Origin of the sequence: Curtobacterium sp. PhB136 (assembly GCF_004346855.1) — a bacterium.
Taxonomy (GTDB): domain Bacteria; phylum Actinomycetota; class Actinomycetes; order Actinomycetales; family Microbacteriaceae; genus Curtobacterium.
On record NZ_SMGH01000009.1, the window covers coordinates 130,595 to 157,502 of the forward strand.

Annotated in this window: 26 protein-coding genes; 13 read left to right on the plus strand and 13 right to left on the minus strand. The window is 73.5% G+C overall.

Annotated features, from left to right (window positions below; genetic code table 11):
• Positions 1-32: 32 nt before the first annotated feature.
• Entirely contained in the window at positions 33-1,121 is a 1,089-nt protein-coding gene (locus EDF27_RS16445) for a glycosyltransferase family 9 protein (RefSeq protein WP_132050018.1), read from the plus strand.
• Between the two features lie 95 nt (positions 1,122-1,216).
• Here the strand turns inward: EDF27_RS16445 and EDF27_RS16450 are convergent, their stop codons facing one another.
• The 7 genes from EDF27_RS16450 to EDF27_RS16480 form a co-directional block, all read right to left on the minus strand.
• Positions 1,217-1,921, minus strand: coding sequence for an SDR family NAD(P)-dependent oxidoreductase (locus tag EDF27_RS16450; protein WP_132050020.1), 705 nt, complete (start codon positions 1,919-1,921; stop codon positions 1,217-1,219).
• 66 nt (positions 1,922-1,987) lie between these two features.
• On the minus strand, positions 1,988-3,469 hold the full coding sequence (locus tag EDF27_RS16455) for a PfkB family carbohydrate kinase (RefSeq protein ID WP_132050023.1): 1,482 nt from the start codon (positions 3,467-3,469) through the stop codon (positions 1,988-1,990).
• Positions 3,466-4,113, minus strand: coding sequence for an SIS domain-containing protein (locus tag EDF27_RS16460; protein WP_207909653.1), 648 nt, complete (start codon positions 4,111-4,113; stop codon positions 3,466-3,468). The genes EDF27_RS16455 and EDF27_RS16460 overlap by 4 nt, the downstream gene beginning before the upstream one ends.
• Complete coding sequence (locus EDF27_RS16465) at positions 4,110-5,411, minus strand: glycosyltransferase (RefSeq protein WP_132050025.1); 1,302 nt, start codon at positions 5,409-5,411, stop codon at positions 4,110-4,112. The genes EDF27_RS16460 and EDF27_RS16465 overlap by 4 nt, the downstream gene beginning before the upstream one ends.
• Entirely contained in the window at positions 5,408-6,406 is a 999-nt protein-coding gene (locus tag EDF27_RS16470; protein ID WP_132050027.1) for a glycosyltransferase, read from the minus strand. The genes EDF27_RS16465 and EDF27_RS16470 overlap by 4 nt, the downstream gene beginning before the upstream one ends.
• A gap of 52 nt (positions 6,407-6,458) precedes the next feature.
• On the minus strand, positions 6,459-7,559 hold the full coding sequence (locus EDF27_RS16475; protein WP_132050029.1) for a glycosyltransferase family 9 protein: 1,101 nt from the start codon (positions 7,557-7,559) through the stop codon (positions 6,459-6,461).
• A complete protein-coding gene (locus tag EDF27_RS16480; protein ID WP_132050031.1) occupies positions 7,556-8,107 on the minus strand; it encodes an HAD-IIIA family hydrolase in 552 nt (183 codons plus the stop codon). The genes EDF27_RS16475 and EDF27_RS16480 overlap by 4 nt, the downstream gene beginning before the upstream one ends.
• 116 nt (positions 8,108-8,223) lie before the next feature.
• Here EDF27_RS16480 and EDF27_RS16485 point away from each other — a divergent pair, with 116 nt between their 5' ends.
• The 3 genes from EDF27_RS16485 (at position 8,224) to EDF27_RS16495 (ending at position 10,763) form a co-directional block, all read left to right on the plus strand.
• On the plus strand, positions 8,224-9,246 hold the full coding sequence (locus tag EDF27_RS16485; protein WP_132050032.1) for a glycosyltransferase family 9 protein: 1,023 nt from the start codon (positions 8,224-8,226) through the stop codon (positions 9,244-9,246).
• Positions 9,247-9,292: 46 nt separating this feature from the next.
• A complete protein-coding gene (locus EDF27_RS16490; RefSeq protein ID WP_123653410.1) occupies positions 9,293-9,649 on the plus strand; it encodes a PRC-barrel domain-containing protein in 357 nt (118 codons plus the stop codon).
• Positions 9,650-9,761: 112 nt separating this feature from the next.
• Positions 9,762-10,763 carry an SGNH/GDSL hydrolase family protein gene (locus tag EDF27_RS16495; protein ID WP_165931543.1) on the plus strand — a complete coding sequence of 334 codons (1,002 nt, stop codon included), beginning with the start codon at positions 9,762-9,764 and terminating at the stop codon, positions 10,761-10,763.
• 7 nt (positions 10,764-10,770) lie between these two features.
• Here EDF27_RS16495 and EDF27_RS16500 read toward each other — a convergent pair whose 3' ends face one another.
• Both EDF27_RS16500 and EDF27_RS16505 read right to left on the minus strand, forming a co-directional pair.
• Positions 10,771-11,697 (minus strand): universal stress protein, encoded by a 927-nt coding sequence (locus EDF27_RS16500; protein ID WP_132050036.1) that lies wholly within the window; start codon positions 11,695-11,697, stop codon positions 10,771-10,773.
• Positions 11,698-11,756: 59 nt separating this feature from the next.
• On the minus strand, positions 11,757-12,620 hold the full coding sequence (locus EDF27_RS16505) for an alpha/beta fold hydrolase (protein WP_132050038.1): 864 nt from the start codon (positions 12,618-12,620) through the stop codon (positions 11,757-11,759).
• 23 nt (positions 12,621-12,643) lie between these two features.
• Here EDF27_RS16505 and EDF27_RS16510 point away from each other — a divergent pair, with 23 nt between their 5' ends.
• Positions 12,644-13,141: an NUDIX domain-containing protein gene (locus EDF27_RS16510; RefSeq protein ID WP_132050040.1), complete on the plus strand. Its 498-nt coding sequence runs from the start codon at positions 12,644-12,646 to the stop codon at positions 13,139-13,141.
• A 47-nt stretch (positions 13,142-13,188) separates the two neighbouring features.
• Positions 13,189-15,243: a carboxypeptidase-like regulatory domain-containing protein gene (locus EDF27_RS16515; RefSeq protein WP_132050042.1), complete on the plus strand. Its 2,055-nt coding sequence runs from the start codon at positions 13,189-13,191 to the stop codon at positions 15,241-15,243.
• 393 nt (positions 15,244-15,636) lie between these two features.
• Here EDF27_RS16515 and EDF27_RS16520 read toward each other — a convergent pair whose 3' ends face one another.
• Positions 15,637-17,001: an MFS transporter gene (locus EDF27_RS16520; RefSeq protein WP_132050044.1), complete on the minus strand. Its 1,365-nt coding sequence runs from the start codon at positions 16,999-17,001 to the stop codon at positions 15,637-15,639.
• A gap of 314 nt (positions 17,002-17,315) precedes the next feature.
• On the minus strand, positions 17,316-17,807 hold the full coding sequence (locus tag EDF27_RS16525; protein ID WP_132050046.1) for a hypothetical protein: 492 nt from the start codon (positions 17,805-17,807) through the stop codon (positions 17,316-17,318).
• A gap of 519 nt (positions 17,808-18,326) precedes the next feature.
• Here EDF27_RS16525 and EDF27_RS16530 point away from each other — a divergent pair.
• On the plus strand, positions 18,327-18,521 hold the full coding sequence (locus EDF27_RS16530; RefSeq protein WP_123703620.1) for a hypothetical protein: 195 nt from the start codon (positions 18,327-18,329) through the stop codon (positions 18,519-18,521).
• Positions 18,522-18,527: 6 nt separating this feature from the next.
• On the opposite strand, the gene EDF27_RS16535 is transcribed toward EDF27_RS16530, so the two are convergent.
• Together EDF27_RS16535 and EDF27_RS16540 are read right to left on the minus strand one after the other, a co-directional pair.
• The gene (locus EDF27_RS16535; RefSeq protein ID WP_132050048.1) at positions 18,528-19,277 is read right to left on the minus strand and encodes a membrane protein insertase YidC; all 750 of its coding nucleotides are present in this window, start codon (positions 19,275-19,277) and stop codon (positions 18,528-18,530) included.
• A gap of 57 nt (positions 19,278-19,334) precedes the next feature.
• The gene (locus EDF27_RS16540; RefSeq protein ID WP_132050050.1) at positions 19,335-19,619 is read right to left on the minus strand and encodes a DUF6412 domain-containing protein; all 285 of its coding nucleotides are present in this window, start codon (positions 19,617-19,619) and stop codon (positions 19,335-19,337) included.
• A gap of 65 nt (positions 19,620-19,684) precedes the next feature.
• On the opposite strand from EDF27_RS16540, the gene ybaK reads away from it, so the two are divergent.
• The 6 genes from ybaK (at position 19,685) to EDF27_RS16570 (ending at position 26,908) form a co-directional block, all read left to right on the plus strand.
• On the plus strand, positions 19,685-20,170 hold the full coding sequence (gene ybaK / locus EDF27_RS16545; RefSeq protein WP_123653421.1) for a Cys-tRNA(Pro) deacylase: 486 nt from the start codon (positions 19,685-19,687) through the stop codon (positions 20,168-20,170).
• 152 nt (positions 20,171-20,322) lie between these two features.
• Positions 20,323-22,905, plus strand: a complete 2,583-nt coding sequence (locus EDF27_RS16550) for an ATP-dependent Clp protease ATP-binding subunit (protein WP_132050052.1) — start codon at positions 20,323-20,325, stop codon at positions 22,903-22,905.
• A gap of 527 nt (positions 22,906-23,432) precedes the next feature.
• Complete coding sequence (locus EDF27_RS16555; RefSeq protein WP_123653423.1) at positions 23,433-23,666, plus strand: hypothetical protein; 234 nt, start codon at positions 23,433-23,435, stop codon at positions 23,664-23,666.
• Positions 23,667-23,713: 47 nt separating this feature from the next.
• The gene (locus tag EDF27_RS16560; protein WP_132050054.1) at positions 23,714-24,256 is read left to right on the plus strand and encodes an adenine phosphoribosyltransferase; all 543 of its coding nucleotides are present in this window, start codon (positions 23,714-23,716) and stop codon (positions 24,254-24,256) included.
• A 112-nt stretch (positions 24,257-24,368) separates the two neighbouring features.
• On the plus strand, positions 24,369-26,336 hold the full coding sequence (thrS, locus tag EDF27_RS16565; protein WP_123704077.1) for a threonine--tRNA ligase: 1,968 nt from the start codon (positions 24,369-24,371) through the stop codon (positions 26,334-26,336).
• Positions 26,336-26,908 (plus strand): HIT domain-containing protein, encoded by a 573-nt coding sequence (locus EDF27_RS16570; protein WP_132050056.1) that lies wholly within the window; start codon positions 26,336-26,338, stop codon positions 26,906-26,908. Before thrS ends, EDF27_RS16570 begins: the two co-directional genes overlap by 1 nt.

Below are 26,908 nucleotides of genomic sequence, written 5' to 3' on the forward strand. Positions count from 1 at the left end.
ACCGGACAGGCGAGACGAAGGAGAACGCGGACGTGGTGCGGATCGGCAACGGCGGCGAACGGTTCGAGGGGATCCGCGAGATCGCGGTGCTCCGGGGCGGGGGTCTCGGCGACCTGATGTTCGCGATGCCGGCGATCGAGGCGCTGGCCGCCGCGTACCCCGAGGCGCGCCTGACGCTGCTCGGCACCCCGGCCGCCGCGACCCTGCTGCAGGGCCGGACGGACGCCGTCCACGCGTTCGAGGAGCTCCCCCTCGCCCCCGGCGTCCGGGACTCCGGCGAGGGCGTCCCCGACCTCGACGAGATCACGGCCCGGCTGCACGGCCGGTTCGACCTCGCGGTGCAGCTGCACGGCGGTGGCCGGAACTCGAACCCGTTCCTGCTGCGGCTCGGCGCCCGCCACACCGTGGGCACCGCGACTGAGGACGCCGAGGTCCTCGAGCGCTGGGTCCGCTACGTCTACTACCAGCACGAGGTCCTCCGCGGCCTCGAGGTGGTCGGGCTCGCGGGCGCCGACCCCGTCACGCTCGACCCCCGCGTCGCGGTCACCGACGAGGAACGCGCCGCGGTCCGCTCCCGGCTCGGCGTCACGCGGAACCTCGTCGCCATGCACCCCGGCGCCACGGACCCCCGTCGTCGCTGGAGCCCCGAGCACTTCGCCGCCGTCGCACTCGCCCGCATCGAGGCCGGTGACGACGTCGTCCTGGTCGGCGACGACTCGGACCGTCCCGCAGCGGCCGCGATCGTCGCTGCTGTCGGTCCGACCGGGGCGGCGCGGCTGCACGACCTCGTCGGGACGCTGCCGCTCGGCGAGCTGCCGGCGGTGCTCGGCGCGGCCGACGTGATGGTCGGCGACGACTCCGGCCCGCGGCACATCGCCCTCGCGGTGGGTGCCAGGACGGTCGGCGTCTTCTGGTTCGGCAACGTGATCAACGCCGGTCCGCTCGATCGCGGCCGGCACCGGGTGCTGATGAGCTTCGTCACGCGGTGCCCGGTCTGCGGCGTCGACGTCACCCAGGTGGGCTGGACCGCGGAGCGCTGCGAGCACGACCCGTCCTACGTCGACGAGGTCACGCCCGACCGCGTCCTCGCCGAGGTCGAGGACCTCCTCCACACCCGCTGACGGCCGCCGCCCGAGACGGGGCACCAGGACGGACGGGAGGCCCGGTACCAGCTGGCACCGGGCCTCCCGTCCGCGACGTGGTGGCGACCACCGGGTCACGGCCAGCTGGGCTCCGTGGCCGGCATGATCGACAGCTCGCGGATCTCGCAGCCGGCCGGCTGCGCGAGCGCGAAGAGGATCGCGTTCGCGACGTACGCAGGCTCGATGAGCTGTGCGTCCGGTCCCGGCTTGTACTGCTCGGTCCGGTCGGCGAAGAAGTTCGTCCGCATCCCGGCCGGGATCACGTTGGTGACGCCGACCTTGCCGGCGGTCTCGGCCGCGAGCGCCTGGGAGAACCCGCGGACGCCGAACTTCGACGCCGAGTAGGCGGTGCCGTCGCCGACGCCGCGGAGCGCCAGCGAGGAGGAGATCGTCACGACGCGGCCGTGGTGCTCCTCGAGCGTGGGGAGCGCCGCGCGGACGACGGCGGCGGTCCCGAGCAGGTTGACGCCGACGATGCGCTCCCAGTCCGAGGCGGAGAGCCCGCCGATCGGGGCGGGCTTGTCGATCCCGGCGGCGGTGACGACGGCGTCGAGACCGCCGTGGCGCTCCGCGGCGTCGCGGACGGCCTGCTCGGTGGCGGCGGTGTCCGTCACGTCGACCGCGACCGCGTCGATCCCGTCGGCGACGCCGTCGACCCGGAGGTCGAGGACGATCGGGGTGCCGCCGGCCTCGATGACGGCGTCGACGACGGCCGCTCCGAGTCCGGAGGCGCCGCCGGTGACGAGGACGCGGCCGATGGGCGTGGTGGGGACGGGCATGTGGTTCCTTTCGTGGAGGGGAGTGGGGCGACGCGGTCGGGCTGCGTCAGCCGACCGCGCCCAGGGTCAGCCGACCGCGGCCAGCGCGGAGGCGAGGCGGGTCGTGGACCGGCCGGGGTGGAACGGCACGGTGACGACCCGTCCGCCCCACTCGGCGAGCGTGCGGGCCTCGGGCAGTTCGTCCGCGGTGTAGTCGCCGCCCTTCGCCCACACGTCAGGGCGGAAGCGGCGGAGGGCCTCGTCTGGTGTGGTCTCGTCGAACACCACGACGGCGTCGACGCAGTCCAGCGCGAGGAGCAGTTCGACGCGGTCGTCCTGCGTCATGATGGGCCGCTCCGGACCCTTCAACTGCCGGACCGAGTCGTCGGAGTTCAGGCAGACGACCAGGCAGTCGCCGAGCGCACGGGCCGCGGAGAGCGTCCGTGCGTGTCCGGCGTGCAGCAGGTCGAAGCAGCCGCCGGTGGCGACGACGGTCCCGCCGGCGCTCCGGACCTCGTACACGATCCGCAGGGCGTCCCGGTCGGCTCCGGGCACGGCGACGGGGGTCGGTGCGGCGTCGGCCAGCAGCGACGTGACACCGCCGGCGGCGAGGTAGGCGGACGCGTCGGCGACCCCGGCGGCGACCGCGTCCGGGACGTCGGCGCCACCGGCGAGGGCGACGGCGACCCCGGCAGCGAGGCGGTCGCCGGCGCCGCACGGGTCACCGGCGGAGACCGACGGTGCCGGCAGGAACCGGCTGTCCATGCCGCGGGCGGTGCGGCGGCCGACGAGGGCACCGCGGTCGCCGAGCGTCACGGCGACGGCGCCGATGTCCCACGTGGCGACGAGTGCTGCCGCGGCGTCGGTCGCGAAGGGCACGCCCTCGCCGCCGATCGACGTGAAGCGGCGGGCCTCGGAGGCGTTCGGGGTGGCGACGGCGATCCCGGCGACGGGGTCGGCGCCCTTGGGGTGCGGGTCCCAGACGACGGGGGTGTGTGCGGCGACGCGGGCGATCGCGGCCCGGAGCTCGGGCGCCGCGGCGACACCGCGGCCGTAGTCGGCGACGATCACGGCGTCGACACCGTCGAGCGCGGCGGTCATGGCGTCGGTGACCGACGGCACGGGCGGGGTGTCGCACCCCTCGTCGATGCGGACCAGGGCGTGGTCGCCGACCCGGACCCGGGTCTTCACGGGGGTGGCGACACCGGAGGGTCCGGCGACGATGCGGACGTCCGGCAGGAGGCCGCGGATCGACGTCGCATGGTCGTCGTCACCGAGGACCGTGACGAGGGTCACGTCGTGGCCGTCCTTCGCGAGCATCGTCGCGACGAGGCCGGCTCCACCCGCGCGGCGGTCGTCGGTGCGGACGTCGACCACGGGGACGGGGGCGTCGGGACTGAGTCGTTCGCTGGTGCCGCTGACGTCGACGTCGAGGAGCGTGTCCCCGACGACCGCGATGCGGAGACGGGCGGCGGCGCCGGAACCGCCGGCGGCGGCACGCTGCGCGCCGCCGGCGCCGGAACCGCCGGCGCCGGAACCGCCGGCGCCGGCACGCTGCGCGCCGCTCATCGTCGGCCCCCGCGCCGGAGCGCCGGCTCCATCGCCGTGCAGAGCGCGTGCACGAGGACGAGCTGTGCCTCCTGCACGTTGGCGGACGGCCCCTCGATGCAGATCGCGTCGTCGACGGCGTCCGCGAGCGGGTTCGGCCGCATCCCGGTCATCGCGAGCGAGCGGGCACCGACGGCCCGTGCCGCGGCAGCCGCGGCCAGCAGGTTCGGGCTCTTGCCGCTGGTGCTGAGGAGCACGACGACGTCCCCCGCCCTGGCGTGCGCCCGGACCTGCCGTGCGAAGACCTCCTCGAAGCCGTAGTCGTTCCCGATCGCGGTGACGGCGGACGTCTCGGCGTGCAGGGAGATCGCCGAGTACGCGGGGCGGTCCCCGTCGAAGCGGCCGGTGAGCTCGGACGTCAGGTGTTGCGCCTCTGCGGCCGATCCGCCGTTGCCCGCGGCGAGCAGGCGCCGCCCGGCGACGAGCCGCGACGCGATGTCGTCGGCCCACGCGGCGATGTGGTCGCGGTGGTCGACGAGCGACGCGACGACGGGCACCGACGCCGCGATGTGGTCGAGCACCGCCCGGGCGCTGTCGCTCATCCGCTCGGCCGTGCCGAGCGCGCCGGCGGTCCCGGTCCCGGCTCCGTGCTGGTCGATCGTCATCGTGCTGTCCTCTCCGTCGCACGGACGGACCGGCTGGCGTGTGCGCCCCGGCCCGACGTCCTGGGCGCGAGGGCCGCGCCGCCGATCAGTCGCTCGTACACCCGCTCGGTGTCCGCGGCGACCCTGGTCCACGCGTAGCGGGACTCGACCCGATCGCGTCCTGCTGCGCCGTACGCCGCTGCCCGCGCGGGGTCGTCGAGGAGCCCCGCGACGGCAGCCGCCACCGCGGCCTCGTCCCGCGGCGGCACGTGCATCCCGGTCGCGTCCTCCACGACGGTGTCGATGAGACCGCCGACCTGTGACGCCACGACCGGCCGCCCGCACGCCATCGCCTCGAGCGGCACGATGCCGAACGGCTCGTACCAGGGCGCGCAGACGACGACGTCGGCGCTCCGGTAGACCGCTGGCATGGCGTCCTGGCCGAGCTGGCCGCGGAAGGACACGTGGTCGCGGACGCCGAGTGAACTGGCGAGGGCGTCGAGTCGCTGGTACTCCGGGTCGTCGGCCAGGTCCGCGCCCGCGGTGCCGGCACCCCCGACCACGACGAGTTCGACGTCGTGACCGGCTTCGACCAGACGGGCGAGTGCGGCGATCGTGGTGCCGACGCCCTTCCGGCGCACGAGCCGCGACGCGGTCAGGATCCGCGCGGACCGGCCGCGCTCCTCGACGGGCCCGGTCGGTCGGAACCGGTCGACGTCGACCCCGCACGGCACGACCGAGATCGCGTGCAGCGGGACGCCGAGCGCCTTGAGTTCGAACGCCTCGTCGGAGCACGTCGCGACGACCTGGTCGACGCCGCGGCCCACGGCGGGCTCGATCCACTCGCGTTCGGCCGGGCTGGTGTCGGCGGCGCCCTGGTGCCGGCGCTTCACCACGCCGAGGGCGTGGAAGGTCTGCACGATCGGGATCCGCGTCCCGCCGGTGCGAGCCTGCACCTGGGTGACGGCGTCGAGCGCCGCGTGGCCGGACATCCAGAAGTGTCCGTGCACCACGTCGGGCCGGTCGACGAACCACTCGGCGGCGAGCACCTGCGCGAACGTCGCCATGTACGGGTACAGCTCGTCCTTCGGGACCGAGCGCGCGGGCCCGGCGTCGACGTGCACGACCTCGACGCCGGGGCGCAGCATCACGCGGGCGGGCAGGGAGGCGTCGTCGCGCCGCGTGTACACCGTCACCTGGTGGCCGCGGTCGGCGAGCGTGCCGGAGAGTGCGGCGACGTGCACGTTCTGCCCGCCGGCGTCGACACCGCCGAGCACGGCGAGCGGGCTGGCGTGTTCGGAGACCATCGCGATCTTCATCGGGTGCTCCCTTCCAGAGCGGGACTCGGGGTCCGCCGCGCGCGCCGGTGGCGCGTCACGACGTCGTCGAGGAGCTCGTCCCAGTCCCCGAGGAACCGTGCGAGTGAGTGTCGTGCGAGCGCGGCTTCGCGGGCGACGGCTCCGCGACGGCGCGCCTCGTCCGGGTCGTCGACGAGCAGCCGGGAGGCCCGGGTCAGCTCCGCCACGTCGGTCCCGATCGCGCCCGCACCGGCGGGCACGGTGCGCACCGCGTCGGTCGTCGCGAGGACCAGGACCGGCATCGCCATGTGCATCGCCTCGATCAGGGAGAGCCCGAGCGAGGTCCAGCGGTTCGGGTGCAGGTACGCGCGACGGTCGGCGAGCGCCGCGTGCATCGGGTCGGGCTTGACGTCGCCGAGCCCGACGAGCCGGTCCCCGTGTCCGAGGTCGGCGAGGTGTTCGGTCCCCATGCCGAAGACGTCGACGGGGGCGACCTCGGCGAACCGGGGGAGCAGGTCGGTGCCGACGACGCGGTTCCGGCGGACGGGTTCGTTGATCACCGCTCCGAAGCGCTCGAGCCGCCCGGTGTACAGCGGGCCGGGGTCGACGACACCGTGCTCGACGACGGTGGTCCGGGCGGTGCCGCAGTCCCACATCAGGGCGTTCCAGTGCGTCACGTGCGCGATCGTCAGGTCGTCGCGGTCGCGGAACGGGTGCAGGCTGTTCGGCACGTCGATCCGTGGGGCGTTGTGCTCGACGAAGACGGTGGGCACGTCGCGGCCGCCGAGGAGCGACCTCGCGACCTCGGCCTCCTCGGTCCGCTGCAGCACGACGAGGTCCATGTCGGCGTCGGCCAGGTCCTCCGGTGCGATCTCGACCACGTTCGGCCAGTCGCGTCCCCCGGTCCCGAGCCCCCATGCGTCGCGTGCCTGTGTGGTCGGGACGAGGTACTCGTGCCGGCCTCGGACGAAGGCGTCCATCCAGCCGCCGTGCACGTGCCAGACGAGGATGCGCATGCAGTCCCTTTCGGTGTGTGACGAGGAGGAGGGGGAGGAGCAGTGCCGGACGCTACGCAGCGCTCTCTGGGCCGCTTCGCAGACTGCTCCCGTTCATCCGCGGAGCGCGTTCGAGCAGGCGTTCGTGCGCCGCGAGGACGTCAGTCGGGGTCACCGACGACAGGCACGGGTGCCCCTGGACCGGGCACTCCCGGGCACGGCTGAGCCGGCACGCCGCGCCCTGGTCGCCGAGCAGTTCGACGTGCTCCGCGTCCGGCGCCCACTTCGCCGCCGGCACCACGGGGGAGAACAAGCTGACGATCCGGGCGCCGACCGCGGCGGCGAGGTGCGCCGGACCGGTGTTGCCCACGACGACGACCTCGGCGCCGGCCAGCACCGCGGCGAGCTCCGCCGGGGACGTCCGCCCGCCGAGGTCGAGCACCGGCGTCGCGGAACCGGCCCCGCCGGCGGCGACCTCGGCGGTCAGCGCGCGCTCCCCGGGGGACCCGGTGACGACCACCGGGACGCCGAGTTCCGCGTACGCGGCGACGAGCGCGCGGTGGTGCTCCGGCGGCCAGGACCGCGCCGGGACGCTCGCGCCGGGGTGGACGACCACGTACCGGCCGAGCGCGACCACCTCGTCCGGTGCGACGGCGTCGTGTCGGACACCGAGCCTCCCGTCGTCGTCCGGCGGCAGCCGGAACCCGGCCGCCTCCGCGATCCGGAGCGCGCGCTCCGGTTCGGGGATGTCCTCGGGGAGGTCCTCGCCGGGACGCAGCCGGACGTCGAGGAGCGAGCCGGGGTGGTCGACGGACGCGCCGGAGACCCGGGGGACCCCCGCGAGGCGGAGCAGCATCGCGAGCGGCAGCGGCGACTGGTGGAAGGAGGTGAGGACGACGGCCTCGTCGATGCGCTCCTCGGCGACGAGTGCGCGGAACTCGGCGAGGACGGCGTCGTCGAGCGGGCGGGCGGTCTCCGTCACCCACGGCGCTGCCCAGACCCGGACGCGGTCGATGCCGGGGAGCAGTGCGGCGGCCGGGGCGCCCTGGGGGCCGCAGAGCATGGTCACGTGGGACGCTCCGGCGGCAACGGCGCGGACGGCGGGGCCGGTGACCAGGACGTCGCCGAAGGAGTCGAGCCGGGCGACGAGGACCCGGGGCTGGTGGTCGCTCATGGCCTGGTCGTCGCGACCCGCTGCAGTGCCAGCGCCACGGCCTCCTCGATCGTGTCGGCGACCGTCTCGGCAGCGTCGATCTCCTCGCGGCGGGTCCGCGGGGTCGGCACCAGGATCGCCTGGGCACCGGCGGCGGCGGCCGCGCCGACGTCCGCGCCGATGTCGCCGATCACGACGAGCTGCGCCACCGGGACGCCGAGCCGCTCGGACGCCTCGAGCACGAGTCCCGGGCGGGGCTTCCGGCAGGGGCAGTCGTCCTCGGGGCCGTGCGGGCAGACGCACCAGACGTCGAACGGCCCGACGAGCTCGTCCACGCGGGCGTTCGTCGCGTCCACCTCGGCGCGGGTGGCTCCGCCGCGGGCGATCACGGACTGGTTCGTCACGACGCCGACCGGCAGCCCCGCCGCCCGGGCACGCTCGACGGCGCGACGGGCGCCGGGGACCGGCACCACCCGGTGCGGGTCCGCGTTGTACGGCACGTCGATGATCAGCGTGTCGTCACGGTCGAAGAGGAGACCGCCGACGACGCGGTCCACGGAGAGAGCCATGGCCCAGGTTCTACCCGGGACCGGCCGGGCGGCGGAGCAGGAAGGCCCAGGAGCGCGAAGGCCCCGGAGCGCGACGGGCCGGGCGCGTCCGGTCGGCGGCGGCTACCGTCGGCCGCGTGACCGCCCTCGATGCCCTCCCGCCCTCCGACGGCCGCCCCGAGCTCGTGGTGCTCCGCGCCATCAAGCTCGGCGACCTGCTCGTCGCCGTCCCCGCGCTCCGCGCGCTCCGCCGTGCCTTCCCCGACCACCGGATCAGCCTCGCCACGACGGCCTGGCTCGCGCCGGTCGTCGCGTTGGTCCCGGCCGTGGACGTACACCTCGCGCAGCAGGGCTTCGACCACCCGATCGGCGTCCCGGCCGGGGTCACCGACGTCGCGGTCAACCTGCACGGCGCCGGTCCGGAGTCCGAGGACCTCGTCGCGGCGCTCGGCGCACGACGGACGATCCACCACGGCGAGGGTGGTCCGTCCTGGGAGGACGGCCCCGTCAACGAGCGCGAGCGCTGGGTGCGGCTGCTCCGCGCGTACGACATCCCGGCCGACGCGGACGACGTCGCGATCGACCGTCCGGCGGAGCCACCGGTGGTCGACGGTGCGGCGGTCGTGCACGTGGGTGCCTTCCACGGCGCGCGGCACTGGCCGGTGGAACGCTTCGCCGAGGTGGTGCGCGGGCTCCGTGAGCGCGGGCACGACGTGGTCCTGACGGGAGGCGCGGCTGACGTGGCGCGGGCAGCCGCGGTCGCCGACGCGACCGGGTTGCCGCCGGAGGCGGTCCTGGCCGGGGTCCTCGACCTGCAGCCGTTCGCCGCGGTGGTCGCCGCCGCACGGGTCGTCGTCACGGTGGACACCGGTGCGGCCCACCTCGCCTCCGCGTACGGGATCCCGTCGGTCGTCCTGTTCGGCCCGGCGCCGCCCGAGGCGTGGGGACCGCCGGCGTCCGGTCCGCACGTGGTGCTCACCGACGCGTCGGTCCGTCGTGGCGACGTCTTCTCCGAGGAGCCGGACCCCGCGATCCTCGCCGTGCACCCGGTGGACGTGCTCGCGGCCGTCGACGGGCTCGGCGTGGTGCCGGCCGGTTCCGGCGCGGGTGCCGGTCCGGACGCCGCGGGCGCTCGGGCAGCGGCGAGCGTCGACCAGTAGCGTCGGGAGGACGGGCCGGAACGACCGGCGCCGTGGAGGGAGCACCGTGTTCGAAGCGGCCAACATCCGGGACTGGATCGGCCTGCCGGTCGTCGACGAGAGCGACGACAAGGTCGGGACCCTCGAGAGCATCTACTACGACACCGCGACCTCGGAGCCGGCGTTCGGCGCGCTCACGACGGGGCTCGTCGGGTTCCAGAAGCTCGTCTTCGTCCCGCTCGTCGGCGCCACCGTGACCCCGAAGAACCTGCGGGTGACCTTCGGCAAGAAGGTCGTCAAGGACGCACCGTCGATCCCCACCGACGGCGAGCTCGACGCCGCCGCGGAGCCGGACCTGTACGCCCACTACGGCCTCCAGTACCAGACCGGCAGCGGGGGAGAGCGTCGACTCGGCCGACGTTGAGGGGGACAGCACTAGCCTGATCCCTTCCCGCCCGACCGCTCCGCACTCCCGAGGTACCGCCCTGCTCCGCTCCGTCCGTTCGACGCTGCTCGCCGCACTGGCGGTCCTCGGCGTGCTCGCCGCCGGGTCCCTGCAACCGACCGCGGCGGAGGCGGCGCCGCTCTGGCCGGTCCCGCAGCCGTACCGGGCGACGAGCGAACCGGTGGAGCAGCTCGCCGGCATCCCCGCCGGCAGCGAGTACGTGGCCCTCGGCGACTCGTACTCGGCGGGGTACGGACTCGACGACCCGACCGGCCTGCCGGTCACCGCGTGCGGGCAGTCGGCCCAGGACTACCCGCACCGGATCGCGGCCCGGTTCGGGCTCGCGTTGCACGACGTCACGTGCGGCGGAGCGACGAGCTCCGACATCACCACCGGGCACCAGTTCAAGGGCGTCCCGCCGCAGATCGAGGCGCTCTCCGACACCACCCGGCTCGTCACGCTGACGATCGGCGGCAACGACGCGGACCTCTTCGGCACCGCGGCGTCCTGCCTCGCGCTCTCCGCGAAGGGGCCGGTGTTCTCCGGGCGCGACGCCCCGTCCTGCCGGAGCACCCTCGTGCAGGACGGCGTGGACCAGCTCGGCGCGAAGATCCAGTCGCGCGTCGCCCTCGGCATCGCGGGCACCCTCGCCGCGATCCGGCAGGCCGCGCCGAACGCCCGGATCGTGTTCCTCGGGTACCCGGCCATCTTCCCGGACGCCGCGCACACCCCGGCGAAGGGGTGCTTCCGGTCCGCGCTCGACATCGGCACGCTCACCGGCGCGTTCCCGGCGAACTCGTACCCGTTCACGAACACCGACGTGCGGTACCTGCACGGCGTGCAGGAGGAGCTGAACGACGTCGCGAAGTCCGCCGCCGCAGCCGCCGGCGTCCGGTACGTCGACGTGTTCGCGTCGACGCAGGCCCGGTCGGCGTGCGCGACGAAGCGCCCGTACGTCTCGGGCGTGACGCTCGACTCCGCGAACGGCCTGCGCCGCATCGACCTCGAACCCGGGGCGCTGCACCCGAACACCCGCGGCGTCGCCTACCTGACCCGCCGTGTCGAGTCCGCGGTGCGGAGCCTGGCGGGCTGAGGCCGGGTCAGGCGGGGACCTCCTCGTCGTTTGGAGTGTCGTCGGTCGCCGCCGTACCGGTCGTTGCTGCACCGCCGGCTGTTGCACTGTCCATTGCTGCACTGCTCGCGGCCGCCTCGTGCGCGCTCGGCGGGACGACGCAGACCGGTGACACCGTGGCGCGGAGGACGTCGTGCAGCACCGAACCGGAGAGCACGTGCACGTGTCCCTGCCCGAGCACCACGAGGGACGCCTGCCGGGTGTGCGCCGCGATGGCCCGTCCGGGGTGCCCCTCGACCAGGAGCAGCCGGACCCGGACGTCCGGGTAGCGGGCCGCCAGCACGGCGGTCGCACGCTGCAGGAGCGCCTCGTTCTGCCGGCGCCAGCGGAGCGGGTCCTCGGCGAAGTCGGTGAGCCCGGTCCGGGTCAGCACCGGCATCTCCCACGCCCGGAGGACCGTCAACCGGCGGTGCCGCCGTCGGGCCTCGTCGACGGCGATGGCCACCGCGCGCTCGTCGAGCGGTTCCTCCACCGCGAGGACCACGTCACCGTCGATCGGGTGCGGACCGTCCGGCACCACCACGGTCGGCACCGCTGACCGTTCGGCGACCCGGGCAGGACCGTTGCCGGCCGTCGAGCCGCGGCGGCTCCGGAAGGTCCCGACGACGAGCAGGTCGCCCGCGTCCGACTCCCGCACCAGTGCGGCGTCCAGGGGACCCGCGTGCCGCACGATCGCGACGTCGACCCCGGGCAGGGCGTCGCGGGTCTCGTCCGCGACGTGCTCCGCCACGCGTTTGCCGTCCGACCCGACCCGACCCTCGAGCGCCGGGTCGACCCCGACCACGCGGACGTGCTCGATCCCGGTCCCGGCGCGTGCCGCGACCCAGGCGATGGCCTCTTCGTGGGGACGCGCCGCGTCCGCCGCCAACGTGACCGTTCTCCAGTGCTCGTCCATCCCGATCGACCTCCTCGTCGAGATCCGCCGGGGCGTCAGGTGGCGCTCCTGGCGCGAAGCTACTCCCGCAGGGTGCCGAGCAACCAGTCCATCGCCTGCGGAACACCTGCGAGGACGGCGATGTGCCCGGCGTCCGGCCGCTCGTGGAAGGTCGCGTCGGGCAGCCCGGCCGCGAGCATCCGGCCGTGCGCGAGTGGTATCACCCGGTCCTCGACACCCTGCTCCACGAGCACCGGGACCCGGACGTCCGACAGCGCGAAGCCCCAGTCCGTCACGAACGCCAGGTCGTCGTCCGCGGCGCCCTCGCTCCCCGTCGGCCCCGCGGCCTGCGCGTCCTGACCCAGCGCCGCCCACTCGCCGTCGAGGGCTGCCCAGTCCGCGTCGGTGAACTGCGCCGGGTCGAAGCCGGCCGTCTCCGCCCAGGTGAGTCGCGCCTCCCGTCCGGATCGTGCCGAACGGAGGCCGCCGTCGTCGGCCATGCCCGCCCACCAGGCCGGCGTGTCGACGAACGGGGCGGGGGAGGCGAAGGTGGCGACCGCGGAGACGCGGTCCGGCAGCAGGGCCGCGGCAGCGAGGGCGTGCGGGCCGCCGCCGGAGCCGCCGATGGTGGCGACGCGGTCGATGCCGAGCGCGTCGAGGACCTGCTCGAGGTCGCGGGCGCCGTCGGCGACCGTGCGGCCGGGGAGGGGGTCGGCGCCGCCGAAGCCGGGGCGGGTGAGGGCGACCAGACGGATGCCGCGGGCGGTGGCGGCGGCGAGGACCGGGGCGAGGTGCCTGCCGGTGTGCGGGGTCTCGTGGTGCCACACGAGTGTGGGCGCGGCTGGGCCGGTTTCGACTGGGCCGGTTTCGACTGGGCCGGTTTCGGGTTGGCCGCTGTCGTCGACGTGGACCGTGCGCTCGTCGCTGAGCCGGATCGCGTGCATGGCGGCGAGCGTAGTCTGCCGGCGTGGTGCGGAGTGCGGGACTGCTGCTGTACCGGACCGGCGCGTCCGGGCTCGAGGTGTTCGTCGCGCACATGGGCGGACCCTTCTGGAAGCGACGGCCACGGGCGTGGTCCATCCCGAAGGGGGAGTTCTCGGCGGACGAGCCCCCGCTGGACGCCGCCGTGCGGGAGTTCGCCGAGGAGATCGGGGTCGCCCCACCCGACGTGCCCTACGAGCTGCTCGGGGAGTTCCGGCAGGCGTCCGGCAAGCGGGTCACGGTGTTCGCGGGCGCTGTGCCGGAGTTCTCGGTGTCCGCGGTCCACTCGAACACCGTGCGGCTCGAGCTGCCGCGCGGGTCGGGGCGGTTCGTCGAGGTCCCGGAGATCGACGACGCCCGGTGGGTGGGGGTGGACGCCGCACGGTCGATGCTGGTCGCGGGGCAGGTGCCGGCGCTCGACGCGCTGGCCCTGCTTCGTCACGAGGACGTCTCGATCTGGCCCGATCCCGCGGATGCTGGTTAGCCTGAGCGAGCGCCGGGGCAGACCGGCGCGCGAGCAGGGGAGCACGCATGCGTCAGTGGCGTCGTCGTCGAGTGGTCGTGGCCGGGTTGACCGGGATCGTCCTCGGAGCAGGGCTCGCACTGGGGGGAGCGACCAGCGCATCCGCGGCACCGGTCGGGCAGTGGGGTGACTTCACCGTCAGCGGCACGAACAAGGCGTACACGGGGACGATGACGATGCCCGGGTTCCCGGACACCACGTTCACGTCGAACTCCCGCCAGACGACCGTGATCAGCGGTGCGTCGACGTGGCAGGGGCCGTCGACCGGCCCCGGTGCCCGCTACGGCTCGAGCCGCGGGAACACCTACATCAACCAGCGCCCGAACAGCGACTCGCCCACCGCGGCTGCGGCGTCGACGACGACCTACACGTTCGCAACACCGACGCCCGCCGGCAGCTGGTCCTTCGTCCTCGGGGACATCGACGCCGACCAGGCGACAATCACCGCCACGGTGCAGGGCGGCGGGGTGGCGACCGGAGCCCAGCTCGGGTACCAGGGCTCCTACAACTCGTGCTCCACCGTCTCGGTCGGCGGATGGTCCTGCCCCGCCGACCCGGGCAACGTGCCCGCCGGGTCGGACGTCCCGTCGTACAACGTGTCCTCGACGGCCGGGCTGCTCGTCGGCAACGTCCAGGCGAACGACACCTCCGGCGCCACCGCCTGGTTCACGCCGACGGTCCCGCTCGACTCACTGACCATCACGTACCAGGCGCGCAGCGGGTTCCCCGTCTACCAGACCTGGTTCGCCTCCCGGACGGCGGCGCTCACCGGCACCGCGACGCTCGACGGCACCCCGATCCCCGGCGCGACGGTCACCGTCACGGCGCCGCGCGGGACTGTTTACACCACGACCACCGCGGCCGACGGCACGTACTCGTTCCCGTCGCTCCCGCAGATCGCCGGGTACACCGTGGTGGTCACCCCGCCGGACGGGGCGACACCCATCGACCAGACGGCGACGGTCTCGCTCGTCGGGGCCGACGGCACCGCTGACCGTGCCTTCGTGGCACCGACGGGCACCGCGTCCGTGATCGGTACCGTCGTCGACGAGGACGACAACCCCGTGGCCGACGTCCCGGTGGTCATCATCGACCCGTCCGACGGGTCGACTCTCGTCGAGACCACGACGAACAGCGACGGGGTCTACACCGCTTCCGGGCTGCCCGCCGAGACCGAACTCGGCGTCTCCGCCGGTGGAGCCGACCCCGTCGTGATCACCACCGGCGAAGCGGGTGCAGCGCCGGTCGAACCCGACCCCATCGTCGCGCCGGCCGCCGCGGTCGCGACGATCTCCGGCACCGTCACGCTCGACGGGGCTCCGGTGGCGGCGGGGACCGTCGTCGAGATCCTCGACACCGCCGGTTCCGTGATCGCCTCGACGACCACCGCTGCCGACGGCACCTACACGATCGCGATCACGCCGGGTGCGTACGACGTCCGGGCGACCCCGCCGGCCGACGGCGTCGGCGGACCGAACCCCGTGACCGTGAACGCCTCCGCCGGGGGCGCCTTCCCGAACACCGACTTCCCGTTCACGTCCCCGGTCGCACCCGTCCCCGTCACCGTGTCCCAGCCGGGCACCGTGACCGACTCGAACGGCGATCCCGCTGCGGGCATCCCCGTCACGGCCACCCCGACGGACCCGGAGGCCGGCGCTCCCGTCACCACCACGACGGGTGCCGACGGGACCTTCACACTCACCGGGCTCGCGGCGGAGACGGAGTACACCATCGTCGCGGGCACAGGGGACGGCGCCGGTGATCCTGTGACGATCACGACGCCCGCGACGGGTTCGGGCGTGCCGCTCGCCCTCGTGGTCCCCGCCGCCGCGGTGACCCCGCCGCCGACGTCCACCCCGACGCCGACGCCCACCCCGTCACCGACCACGGTGCCGGTGTCCTCGTCGGGCGGTGGCTCCGGGTCCACCGGTGCCCTGGCGTACACGGGCGCCGACATCGGCCCGGCGGCCATCGCGGCCGGCGTGCTGGTGCTCCTCGGTGCCGGGCTGCTCACCTTCCGGGCCGCGCGCAACCGCCGCCGCACGGAGCACTTGCAGGACTGACGCGGGCCGCGGCGCCGCCGCACCGCGCGCCGCCGCCGCCGCACCGCACCGCACGAGGAATTCGACACGGCACCACGGGATCCCGTGGTGCCGTGTCGATTCCGTGGCGCGCTGCCGTCGCGGTGCCGGGCCGCACGCGCCCACTCCGTGCGCGCCGCGGCCGCGCGCCGGCGGCTGCTGCCCCGGAGGCGACCACACGCGGAACGACGAGTGCGCTGTCGTACGACAGCGCACTCGTCGCTGCAACGCGCGTGCAACCACCCGCGGACGCAAAGGACGACATGGCCGCTGTCGGACGACAGCGACCATGTCGTTCCGCATCAGTCCCCGAGCGCGCCGCGCTGCCCCGCGCCCGCGCCGCGCGCCGCGCGCCCGCGGGGCCGCGCGCCCGCGTCAGCGCACGCGCCGCGTCCGCTGCGCGCCCGACACCGTGGCGACGGACCCCGTCATCGTCTGGATCGCCCGGGTGATCACCGGCATGGACGTGGTGACGACGGCGAGCGAGGACGTGATCGCCTCGATCGAGGACGTCGACAGGTGCGACTGGTGCGCCGAGTGCACCGGGAAGCCCCGGCGTGCCGCGACGACCACGCCGAGCGACCCGAGCAGCACGAGGGCACCGGCCAGGGGGAGCGTCTGCATCCCGGACAGCCCGAGCACCTGCCCGCCGATGGCCGCACCGCCCGCGATGCCGATGTTCGACGCACCGTTGACCAGCGCGCCCGCGATGTCGGGGGAGACGCCCCCGGTACGGATCGCGGCGGCCATGAAGAGCGTGCCCGTCGTGCCGTTCGCCGCCATCCAGACGCCGGCGACCACCATCGTGCCGATGAGGGACCCGTGCACGAACGGCAGTGCTGCGAAGGCGGCGGCCATCGTGGCGACGGCGGCGATGAGCGTCTGCCGCGGGGCCTTGTCGACGAACATGCCGGCGAGCCACAGGCCGATCACGCCGGTGCCGCCGAGCACCAGCAGCGCGCCGCTGACCAGCCCGGACGCGAGTCCGGCGTCGATCACGTACGGCCCGATGTACGTGTACACGATGTAGTGCCCGGCGAACAGCAGCAGGTCGGCGACGACCACGGCGAGGAGCCCGGTCCGCGCCCAGGCCTTCGGGGAGCCGATGTGTGGGGACGACGTCCCGCGGACGGACGGCAGGAACGCGAAGGCCACGACGGCGAGTGCTGCGGCGCAGAGCGCGACGGCGCCGACGGCGGGACGCCACCCGATGGACTGCCCGACCCCGGTCGCGAGCGGCACCCCGACGACGAACCCGAGCGAGCTGCCGGAGTACACGAACGCGATGGCGCGCCCGGCGAGCCGCGGCGGCACGATCCGGGTGGCGTACGCGGAGGCGACCGAGAAGAAGAGCGCGTGGGCGACACCGCCGACGACCCGCCCGGCGCAGACCACGGCGAACGACGGCGCGAGCGCGACCATCAGGTTCGAGACGGCGTACCCGACGAGGGTCGCGACGAGCACGGCCTTCCGCGGGAGCCGCGCGGTGAGCGAGGTGAGGGGCAGTGCGAGCAGCGCGACGGCCGCGGCGTAGACGGTGATGACGATGCCCATGGTCGACTCGGTGACGCCGAGGTCGGAGCTCATCGTCCCGAGCAGCCCGACGGGCATGAGCTCGGTGGTGATCGCGAAGAACGTGGCGAGGCCGAGGACGGCGATGCCGACGATCGACTTCGAGGTCAGGACGGTGGTCGAGACGGACGACGTGGTCGTGGTGATGGACGCGGTGTTCGTGGACACGGGGCTGACCTCCTCAGGACGTGGTGGAGCGCGCGACGGGGACGTCACGTCGGCGACACCACGACCGGGTCGGTCGGGCTGTGCGCGCTCGCTGTGGGTGTGCGGGTGGGTGGTACGTGGTCACTCCACGGCGAGTGCGATCAATCCAGTGTTGCACGCGACTCCGCGATTGTCACAGGAGCGCTCCAACGAATTCGCTGAGCGCGGACCGTGGGGACGCCGTGGAACGGACCGACCGCGCCGAACGCGCCACCCGGCACCCGGCACCCGGCAAGCTCAGACCGCGCCACCGCGCCACCGGGCACCCGGCACGTTCAGAACGAGTTCGTCACCGTCCCACGGACGCCGCCGCCCGAGAGGTTCACCGTCAGCGTCCCGCTGAGCGACGACGCCGAGAGCGACACGGCACCGTGCAGTGCGTCCTCCCGCGGGTAGCACGCGCTCGTGGCCTGCAGCCGGTCCGCCGTCGCCACCAGGCAGATCGTCGAGCGGTCCGTCCCGACCCCGGCCCACACGTTCCACGGCGTCGCCGCGTCGTCCCCGCTCAGCGACCGGTTCGTGAACACGAGCCGCGTGGTGTGCAGGCTCACCGGTGCCTCGAGCGACCCGGGCAGCTGGTCCGCGTACGTCTGCGGGGCGTCGAGCAGCTGCTGGAGCGTGATGGTGCCGGCGGTCGGCGTGACCGACGGTGACGACGGGGCCACCGGGTGCACCGTCCCGATCGCCAGACCCGTCCCGAACGCGACGACGACGGCCGCCGCGGCACCCCCGGCGAGCCACGGTCGCGCCCGCGCGCTCCGCACCACGCGCAACACCCGTGGCCAGACCCGCGACCACCGACCGGTCGCCGGCTCGTGGAGCGGCTCCCGTTCACCGCCCTCGGACGGGAGGCCCGGATCACCTCCCGACGTCGGCTGCCGCTCCGGCGTGGGGTCGGCCTCCACTGCGGCGCGCACCTCCGCCGGTCGGCTCGCGTCCGCGCTCGGCGCATCCGAGGCCGTGCGTGCGGAGCGGGGCTCTGCGGGACCCGAGCGCGACGGGCGAGGGTCCACCGCCGCCGCGCGTGCAGGCCGGCGCCGTCCGGAGTCCAGGTCCGCGAGCGCGATCCGGGCGCGAGCGGCCTCTGCCTCGCTCGATCCCGAGCCCCACGCGACGCGTTCCAGGCGCGCTCGTTCCAGGTCGGTGTCGCGGTCGTCCTCGGCCATGCGCACTCCCGGTTCCCGGTCGCTGCTCTCTCTCGCGTTCAATGGTGGCACTCGGCGCCCCGGTGCGCGCACCGGATCGGCCGGTCGCACGCACCCAGTCCAGGGGAGTACGACGGCTCCATGAGCGATGCACGCGAACCCGACCCCGAGGTCCTCGAACCGGTCAGCCACGACGCGACCTCCGGCGAGGCCGACTACGTCGCGACGAACCCGGGCGGCAGCGGCACCGAGCGGCACAACCCCCTCCCGGAAGAGGAGCAGGGTCGCGGCACCGAGTACGACCCGGTCGACCAGGGCCCCGAGCACGAGGGCTGACCGGCGCTACGCCAGCGCCCGCCGCAGGACCGCGCGCTCGGCCAACGTCCACGCCGCGCTCGTGACGACGTAGAGCGCGGCCGCGAGCGGTGCGATCGCCGCGAACACGACCGTGATGAACGGCGCGAACCGCCCGATCGCCGCCGTCGCCGCAGCCCCGGGCACGTCCGGCGCACCGTCTGCTCCGGGCACGGCAGCGGGGTTCCACCGCAGGTTCGCCCGCCGGGTCAGCTCGACGAGCACCACCAGCACCGCGAGGAGCAGCACCACGACCCAGGCGTGCACCCACAGCGGCGAGGTCACGACGGCGACGAAGGAGTGACCGAGCGGGATGCCGGCGAGCGTCGCCTCGAGCAGCGTGTTCGTCGCGCCGGCGATGCTCGCGTGGGTGAACAGGGCGTAGAGCATCGACACGACCGGCGCCTGCGCGAGCACGGGCAGACACCCGGCGAGCGGTGACACCTGCTCGGCGGTGTACAGCTCCCGCATCGCCCGCTGCAGTCGCTCGGCGTCCTTCCCGTGGCGCTTCCGCAGCGCGGCGACCTGTGGCGCGAGCCGACGGCGGTCCCGTTCGGCGCGGACCTGCAGCACGGACAGCGGGACGAGCACGGCCCGGACGGCGATGGTGAGGAGCACGACGGCGAGCGCCGCCCCGAGCGGTCCTGCGACGGGGGAGAGCGCCCCGGAGAGCGTGGCGAGCAGGTCGGCCCCGAGGTGCAGCAGGGGTCCGACGACGGGCAGGGTGGAGAGGTCCATGACGTTCCGATCGATGAGGGTGACGGGGGTCGGCGAGCGACCCGGCACCGATCGGTGTCAGGTCGCGGGGACGACTCCCGGTGCCCGCGGACGGGCGTGCCCCTCGGCGTCGGGGTGGCTCCACGCGATGCGCGTCAACAGGTCGAGCGGTCGGCGCCCGGGGATCCCGACGCGACCGGGTGCGACGCCCAGCACGAGCGCGAGCACCTGTGCGACGAGGACGGCGGCGGCGACCGCGGCGACCCCGAGGCCCGCCAGTGCGAGCATCGGCAGCGCGCCGGAGGCGGGGTCGACGAGGAGCAGCGCGGCGACGGCGCGCGGGAACACCTCGATGACGGCCATGGTCCGTTCAGCGTAGCCCCGCGTGCCGCTCGGGAGGAACGCCCTGGTCAGGGGATGATCACGACATGAGCGCAGGTTCCCCGAGCACCCCCGCCACGCTCGCGTTGGAGCGCGCCGGGGTCCCCTTCACCCCGCACGTCTACGAACACCACGAGACGGCGACCAACTTCGGGGAAGAGGCCGCAGCCGCGCTCGGACTCCGCGAGGAGCAGGTCTTCAAGACCCTCGTGGTGTCGGTGGACGGCACCCTCGCGGTCGCGATCGTCCCGGTGGCGAACCGCCTGGACCTCAAGGCGATCGCCGCGGCCGTCGGCGGGAAGAAGGCCACCCTGGCCGACCCGGCCCTGGCGGAGAAGCGCACCGGCTACGTCGTCGGTGGCATCAGCCCGGTCGGGCAGCGGTCCCGGATCCGCACGGTCCTCGACGTCTCGGCGGAGACGTACCCGACGATCTTCGTGTCGGGTGGTCGTCGTGGGTTCGACATCGAGATCGCCCCGAGCGACCTCCAGGCGGTCACCGACGCGACCACCGCGGCGATCGCCCGGACCTGAACCCGGACCTGAACCCGGGCCCGAACCCGGCCCGACCCAGGCCCGACCCGGACCTGAGTCGGGTCGCCGCAACTTTCTCCGACGACCGGGAATGACCCGGCGCCCCCTGCGTTGCATTGAGTCGAAGGCACTCAAGTTCCCAGGAGGTCCCGTTGCCAGAGACGTTCGGCCCGACCGGCGGCAGTGACTCGTTCGACGAGTTCCTCGCCCGCCTCCTCGCAGCCCAGAACACCGGCGCCCAGCGATCCGTACCGCTGGGACGGCCGGTCGACATCACCCGGCTCCTCAGCCGACGCACCCACGAGATGCTCCAGCACACCGCCGAGTACGCGGTGGAGCAGGGGCAGCGCGAGATCGACGCACTGCACATCCTGCACGTCCTGATCCGCACCCAGCCGTTCGACGCCGTGATCCGCTCCGGCGGAGTCGACCCCGAGCGCCTCGCCGACGAGGTCGAACAGCGTCTGCCCGCCCCGTCCGACGAGCGCATCGAGGGCCGCCCGGCCCTGACCCCGTCCGCGCAGCGGATCCTCGTCGAGGCCACCCAGGCCGCGCGCGGCTTCGGCAGCACGTACACGGACCCCGAGCACGTCTTCTTCGCGCTCGTCATGGACCAGGAGACCGTCACCGGTCAGCTCCTCGCGGGCGCCGGCGTCACACCCGCGGTCATGCAGTCCTACGCACAGCAGGCCGCCGACGCGGCACGAGAGGGGCGCCCGATGCCCGGCACCACCGAAGCCGACGAGCAGCAGAGCGACACCCCGACGCTCGAACAGTTCGGCACCGACCTCACCGAGCGCGCCCGTGACGGACGCATCGACCCGGTGATCGGCCGCGCCGACGAGATCGAGCAGACCGTCGAGATCCTGCTCCGTCGCACCAAGAACAACCCCGTGCTGATCGGCGAGCCCGGCGTCGGCAAGACCGCGATCGTCGAGGGCCTCGCCCAGCGCATCGCCGACGGTGACGTCCCGAGCCTGCTCCAGGGCAAGCGCGTGGTCGCACTCGACCTCGCCGGCATGCTCTCGGGCACCCGCTACCGCGGCGACTTCGAGGAGCGCCTCACCAAGGCGATGGACGAGATCGCCGCGCACGCGGACGAGCTCATCGTCTTCGTCGACGAGCTCCACACCGTCGTCGGTGCGGGTGGCGGCGGCGAGGGCGGATCGATGGACGCCGGCAACATCCTCAAGCCGCGCCTGGCGCGCGGCGACCTGCACATGGTCGGTGCGACGACCCTCAAGGAGTACCGCCGCATCGAGAAGGACGCCGCACTCGAGCGTCGCTTCCAGCCGGTCACGGTGGGGGAGCCGAGCGTCGAGGACGCCGTCGCGATCCTCACCGGCCTCGCGCCGCGCTACGCCGACCACCACGGTGTGACCTACACCGACGATGCCCTCCGTGCCGCCGTGGAGCTCTCCCACCGCTACGTCACCGACCGGCACCTGCCGGACAAGGCGATCGACCTCATCGACCAGGCCGGCGCACGCCGCCGACTCGCCCGCTCGGGCGACGTGGACGTCGACGCGCTGCGTGCCGAGGTCGCGGACCTGACGGTCCAGAAGGACCGCGCGGTGGCCGAAGAGCTGTACGAGGACGCGTCCCGTCTGCGCGACCAGATGGTCGAACTGGAGGCTCGCATCACCGCCGCCTCGTCGGCGGACGCGACCCGTGCCTCCCGTCCGGAGCAGCTGGGCACGTCGATCACGGAGGCCGACATCGCAGCCGTGGTGTCCCGGGCCACCGGGATCCCGGCGACCCGGCTCACGCAGGGCGACCGGACGCGGCTCGCCGTCCTGGAGGACGAGCTGCACGAGCGTGTGATCGGCCAGGACGACGCGGTGCGCGCCATCGCGACCGCTGTCCGGCGCAGCCGGACCGGCATGGGCGACCCGGACCGACCGGTGGGGAGCTTCCTGTTCCTCGGACCGACCGGTGTCGGCAAGACCGAGCTGGCGAAGTCGCTCGCGTCCTCGCTGTTCGGTGACGAGTCGGCGATGCTCCGCTTCGACATGAGCGAGTTCGGCGAGCGGCACACCGTGTCGCGGCTGGTCGGTGCCCCTCCCGGGTACGTCGGCTACGACGAGGCCGGGCAGCTCACCGAGCGCGTCCGTCGGAACCCGTACTCGGTGATCCTGCTCGACGAGGTCGAGAAGGCGCACCCGGACGTGTTCAACCTGCTGCTGCAGGTGCTCGACGACGGGCGGCTCACCGACGGCCAGGGCCGGACGGTCGACTTCCGGAACACGGTCGTGATCATGACGTCGAACATCGGGTCCGAGTTCCTCGCGTCGCGCTCCGGCGCCCTCGGGTTCTCGGCGTCCGCGGACGGCGGGTACTCGGACGAGGACCTGCGCCAGCGGGTGATGGGCAAGCTCCGCGAGTCGATGCGGCCGGAGTTCATCAACCGGATCGACGACATCGTGCTGTTCCGCAAGCTCGACCCGTCGCAGCTCCGGTCCATCGTGTCGCTGCTGCTGGCGGAGACCTCGTTGCGGCTCATCGCGCAGGACATGGTCCTGTCGGTGTCCGACGAGGCCGTCGACTGGCTCGCCGAGCACGGGTACGAGCCGGAGTACGGCGCCCGCCCGCTCCGGCGCCTGATCCAGCGCGAGGTCGACGACCGCATCGCGACGCTGGTCGTGGACGGTGCCGTGCAGGCCGGTGACACGGTGCAGATCGCCGTGGACGGGGACGCACTCGTCGCCCGCGCCACCGCACCGGTCGTCGCATAGCGCGTCGCCCACAATGGATGAACGCCCCGGGACCACCACGGTCCCGGGGCGTTCTCGTGTGTTCGGGAGTGCAATTTGCCGCCATCCCGAAAAAGAGGTTGCGCGGTCTCGCAGAATGCCGCTACTGTGCAAGCACCACTTCACCGATCCGCTCCGAAAGGGGGCCAACAATGTTCACCATGCAGACGCCGTTCCGTGCAGTCCGTGGGATCACCGGCGCCCCGTTCGCCGGGTCCCGCTGACGCGGAGCGTTCCTCGCCACACCTGACACGCAACCGCTGAGCGCTGCTCGCGGTCGCTGCTCCGGGAGCTGACCGTCGGTCGTTCGAAGTCGCTGTTCGCGCTTCGTCCGAGCGGCGCTCGAAATGCACCCGGAAATGTCGGTGGTCACTGGGACGCTTCCCGTGTCACAAATCGCGGCCCGCGTGACCTGCGGGTCGATTCTCCATTCGCGTATTCATTCGCATGCATGGGTTTCTTCGCCATGCCCTCTTTGTTCAAACACTCTTCATCGAACGGTGACCACGATGTCAACGAAGTCCGTCCTCCGTCCGCCCGGCACGACGCTCGAACCCCGGAAGGTCTCCCTGACCGACCGGATCGCGCTCCGTGTCGGGATGGCACTCATCATCTGGAGCCGCCGCACCCGGCGTGTGCGGCCTCCGGTCGACCCGGCCCTGGTGGCCGAGCTCGAGCGCGAGCGCGCCGAGCGGGAAGCCGAGTGGGCCATGCTCGGCATCGGGATGCGCGCCTGGCGCTGAGCGCCGCCGCGCGCTGCCGGCGCCGGCGCGGCCCGTACGGTTGAGGGATGACCGAAACCGCGTCCGACCTCGTCCAGCGCCTCACCGCGATCGTCTCCGACTTCCCGAAGCCCGGGATCCTGTTCCGTGACGTGACGCCGGTGTTCGCGGACCCGGTGGCGTTCGGCCGCGTGTGTGAAGCACTCGCCGCGCCGTTCGCGATCGGTGCCGGCTTCGCGGCCGTCGCCGGCATCGAGGCGCGCGGGTTCGCCCTGGCCGGCGGCATCGCGGCGCAGCACCAGGTCGGCGTGCTCACGGTCCGGAAGGCCGGCAAGCTCCCCGGCGAGGTCCTCAGCGAGCAGTACGCGCTCGAGTACGGGGAGGCCGAGCTCGAGCTGCGCCCGGCCCAGCTCCCCGCGGGCACCCGGGTCCTCGTCGTCGACGACGTCCTGGCCACGGGCGGCACCGCGTCCGCCAGCATCACCCTGCTCGAGCGCGCGGGGTACGAGGCGATCGGCTTCGCCGCACTGCTCGAGCTCGACGGGCTCGCCGGCCGCGAACGCCTCGAGCCGCGCCTGCCCGTCACCACGCTCGGCGTCGTCCCGGCCTGAACGGCCCCGGTCGCCGACTAGCATTGCTCCACCACCAGATCGAGGGAGTTCCACCATCGTGACCGAGTCAGTCGCCCCCGCACCCGACGACGCGCCCCAGGCGCCCGAGCCCGTGACCGCGACGACCACGACGACGGGCACCGAGCTCTTCGACGGCGTCCGTGGCGTCGTCGCGATCCGCGTGGCCGGGGTCCTCAAGGACCTCGCTGCCGAAGTGCAGGCGGGCGAGACCGCCGAGCCGGTCACCCTCGACGAGCAGGACGGCCTCGACATCCTGCGCCACTCCGCCGCGCACGTCCTCGCGCAGGCGGTGCAGCAGATCAACCCGGACGCCAAGCTCGGGATCGGTCCGCCGGTCACCGACGGCTTCTACTACGACTTCGACGTCGCCGAGCCCTTCACCCCGGAGGACCTCAAGGCGATCGAGAAGGGCATGGACCGCATCATCAAGCAGGCCCAGCGTTTCCGTCGCGTCGTCGTCACGGACGAGCAGGCCCGCGAGCTGATGGCGGGGGAGCCCTACAAGCAGGAGCTCATCGGCCTGAAGGGCGCCGCTTCCGACGGCGACTCCGGTGAGAGCGTCGAGGTCGGCGCCGGCGAGCTCACCGTCTACGAGAACGTCGACCCGAAGAGCGGCGAGGTCCTCTGGCAGGACCTCTGCCGCGGCCCGCACGTCCCGCACACCCGCTGGATCGGCAACGCCGCGAAGCTCATGCGCGTCGCCGCCGCGTACTGGCGCGGCTCCGAGAAGAACCCGCAGCTGCAGCGCATCTACGGCACCGCATGGCCCGACAAGGACCAGCTGAAGGCGTACCTGGTCCGGCTCGAGGAAGCGGCCAAGCGCGACCACCGCAAGCTCGGTGCCGAGCTCGACCTGTTCTCGTTCCCGGACGAGATCGGTTCCGGACTGGCGATCTTCCACCCCAAGGGCGGCATCATCCGCCGTGAGATGGAGGACTACTCGCGCCGTCGGCACGAGCAGAACGGCTACTCGTTCGTCTACACGCCCCACATCACCAAGGGCGACCTCTTCGAGACCTCCGGGCACCTCGGCTGGTACAAGGACGGCATGTTCCCGGCCATGCACATGGACGAGGCGAAGGACGAGGACGGCAACGTCACCCGCCAGGGCGCCGACTACTACCTCAAGCCGATGAACTGCCCGATGCACATCCTGGCGTACCGGTCGCAGCCGCGCTCCTACCGCGACCTGCCGCTCCGGATGTTCGAGTTCGGCACGGTCTACCGCAACGAGAAGTCCGGCGTGATCCACGGCCTCACCCGGGTCCGTGGCATGACCCAGGACGACGCGCACATCTTCACCACGAAGGAGCGCATGAAGGAAGAGCTCACCACGACGCTCGAGTTCGTGCTCTCGCTGCTGCGCGACTACGGCCTCGACGACTTCTACCTCGAGCTCTCCACCAAGGACCCGGAGAAGTACGTCGGCGACGACGACGTCTGGGAAGAAGCGACGAACACCCTGCGGGAAGTCGCCGAGGAGTCCGGGCTCGAGCTCGTGCCGGACCCCGCCGGCGCCGCGTTCTACGGCCCGAAGATCTCCGTCCAGGCCCGTGACGCCATCGGCCGCACCTGGCAGATGTCCACCGTGCAGCTCGACTTCAACCTCCCCGAGCGCTTCGGCATCGAGTACGCGGCGGCGGACGGCACCCGGCAGCGCCCGGTGATGATCCACCGCGCCCTGTTCGGCTCGATCGAGCGGTTCTTCGGCGTGCTCACCGAGCACTACGCCGGCGCGTTCCCGGCGTGGCTCGCCCCGGTCCAGGTCGTCGGCATCCCGGTCGCGGAAGAGTACGGCGACTACCTCGACGAGGTGATCGCGAAGCTCCGCACCCACGGTGTCCGCGCCGAGGTCGACCACTCGGACGACCGCATGCAGAAGAAGATCCGCACGCACACCAAGCAGAAGGTCCCGTTCCAGCTCATCGCCGGCGGGGACGACCGTGACGCCGGTGCCGTGAGCTTCCGCTTCCGCGACGGCCGTCAGGACAACGGCGTGCCCGTCGACGAAGCGGTGGAGCGAATCCTCACCGCGATCCGCGAGCGCGCGCAGGTCTGATGCCGGAGCAGCACGACGATCCGCTGGTCATCCGGGACGCGGCCACCGAGGCCGCCGTCCCGGATGCCTTCCAGCGCCTCTGGAACCCGCACCGGATGGCCTACATCGACTCCGGCCGGGCCGGGGAAGGCCGTGGCCACCGGGACGACTGCCCGTTCTGCGAGGCGCCGGCGAAGTCCGACGAGGACGCCCTGATCGTCGCCAGGGGCGAGCACGCCTACGTGCTGCTCAACCTCTACCCGTACAACAACGGGCACCTGCTGGTCTGCCCCTACCGGCACACCCCGCTCTACGACGAGGCAACCCCCGACGAACTCCGGGAGATCGGCGAGCTGACCCAGACCGCGATGCGGGTGCTGCGGGAGGTCTCGCACTGCGACGGCTTCAACATCGGCATGAACCAGGGCGAGGTGGCGGGTGCCGGGGTCGCCGGACACCTGCACCAGCACATCGTGCCGCGGTGGCAGTCCGACTCGAACTTCTTCCCGATCATCGCCAGGACGAAGTCGATGTCCCAGCTGCTCGGGGACACCCGTCGGCTCGTCGCGGAAGCCTGGCCCGCCGCGCACTAG

Bases quoted from the DNA above. Each gene is read 5' to 3' on its own strand.
- EDF27_RS16450 (WP_132050020.1), bottom strand. From the start codon at position 1,921: ATGCCCGTCCCCACCACGCCCATCGGCCGCGTCCTCGTCACCGGCGGC.
- EDF27_RS16455 (WP_132050023.1), bottom strand. From the start codon at position 3,469: ATGAGCGGCGCGCAGCGTGCCGGCGCCGGCGGTTCCGGCGCCGGCGGT.
- EDF27_RS16460 (WP_207909653.1), bottom strand. From the start codon at position 4,113: ATGACGATCGACCAGCACGGAGCCGGGACCGGGACCGCCGGCGCGCTC.
- EDF27_RS16465 (WP_132050025.1), bottom strand. From the start codon at position 5,411: ATGAAGATCGCGATGGTCTCCGAACACGCCAGCCCGCTCGCCGTGCTC.
- EDF27_RS16470 (WP_132050027.1), bottom strand. From the start codon at position 6,406: ATGCGCATCCTCGTCTGGCACGTGCACGGCGGCTGGATGGACGCCTTC.
- EDF27_RS16475 (WP_132050029.1), bottom strand. From the start codon at position 7,559: ATGAGCGACCACCAGCCCCGGGTCCTCGTCGCCCGGCTCGACTCCTTC.
- EDF27_RS16480 (WP_132050031.1), bottom strand. From the start codon at position 8,107: ATGGCTCTCTCCGTGGACCGCGTCGTCGGCGGTCTCCTCTTCGACCGT.
- EDF27_RS16500 (WP_132050036.1), bottom strand. From the start codon at position 11,697: ATGGACGAGCACTGGAGAACGGTCACGTTGGCGGCGGACGCGGCGCGT.
- EDF27_RS16505 (WP_132050038.1), bottom strand. From the start codon at position 12,620: ATGCACGCGATCCGGCTCAGCGACGAGCGCACGGTCCACGTCGACGAC.
- EDF27_RS16515 (WP_132050042.1), top strand. From the start codon at position 13,189: ATGCGTCAGTGGCGTCGTCGTCGAGTGGTCGTGGCCGGGTTGACCGGG.
- EDF27_RS16530 (WP_123703620.1), top strand. From the start codon at position 18,327: ATGAGCGATGCACGCGAACCCGACCCCGAGGTCCTCGAACCGGTCAGC.
- EDF27_RS16535 (WP_132050048.1), bottom strand. From the start codon at position 19,277: ATGGACCTCTCCACCCTGCCCGTCGTCGGACCCCTGCTGCACCTCGGG.
- EDF27_RS16540 (WP_132050050.1), bottom strand. From the start codon at position 19,619: ATGGCCGTCATCGAGGTGTTCCCGCGCGCCGTCGCCGCGCTGCTCCTC.
- ybaK (WP_123653421.1), top strand. From the start codon at position 19,685: ATGAGCGCAGGTTCCCCGAGCACCCCCGCCACGCTCGCGTTGGAGCGC.
- EDF27_RS16555 (WP_123653423.1), top strand. From the start codon at position 23,433: ATGTCAACGAAGTCCGTCCTCCGTCCGCCCGGCACGACGCTCGAACCC.
- EDF27_RS16560 (WP_132050054.1), top strand. From the start codon at position 23,714: ATGACCGAAACCGCGTCCGACCTCGTCCAGCGCCTCACCGCGATCGTC.
- EDF27_RS16570 (WP_132050056.1), top strand. From the start codon at position 26,336: ATGCCGGAGCAGCACGACGATCCGCTGGTCATCCGGGACGCGGCCACC.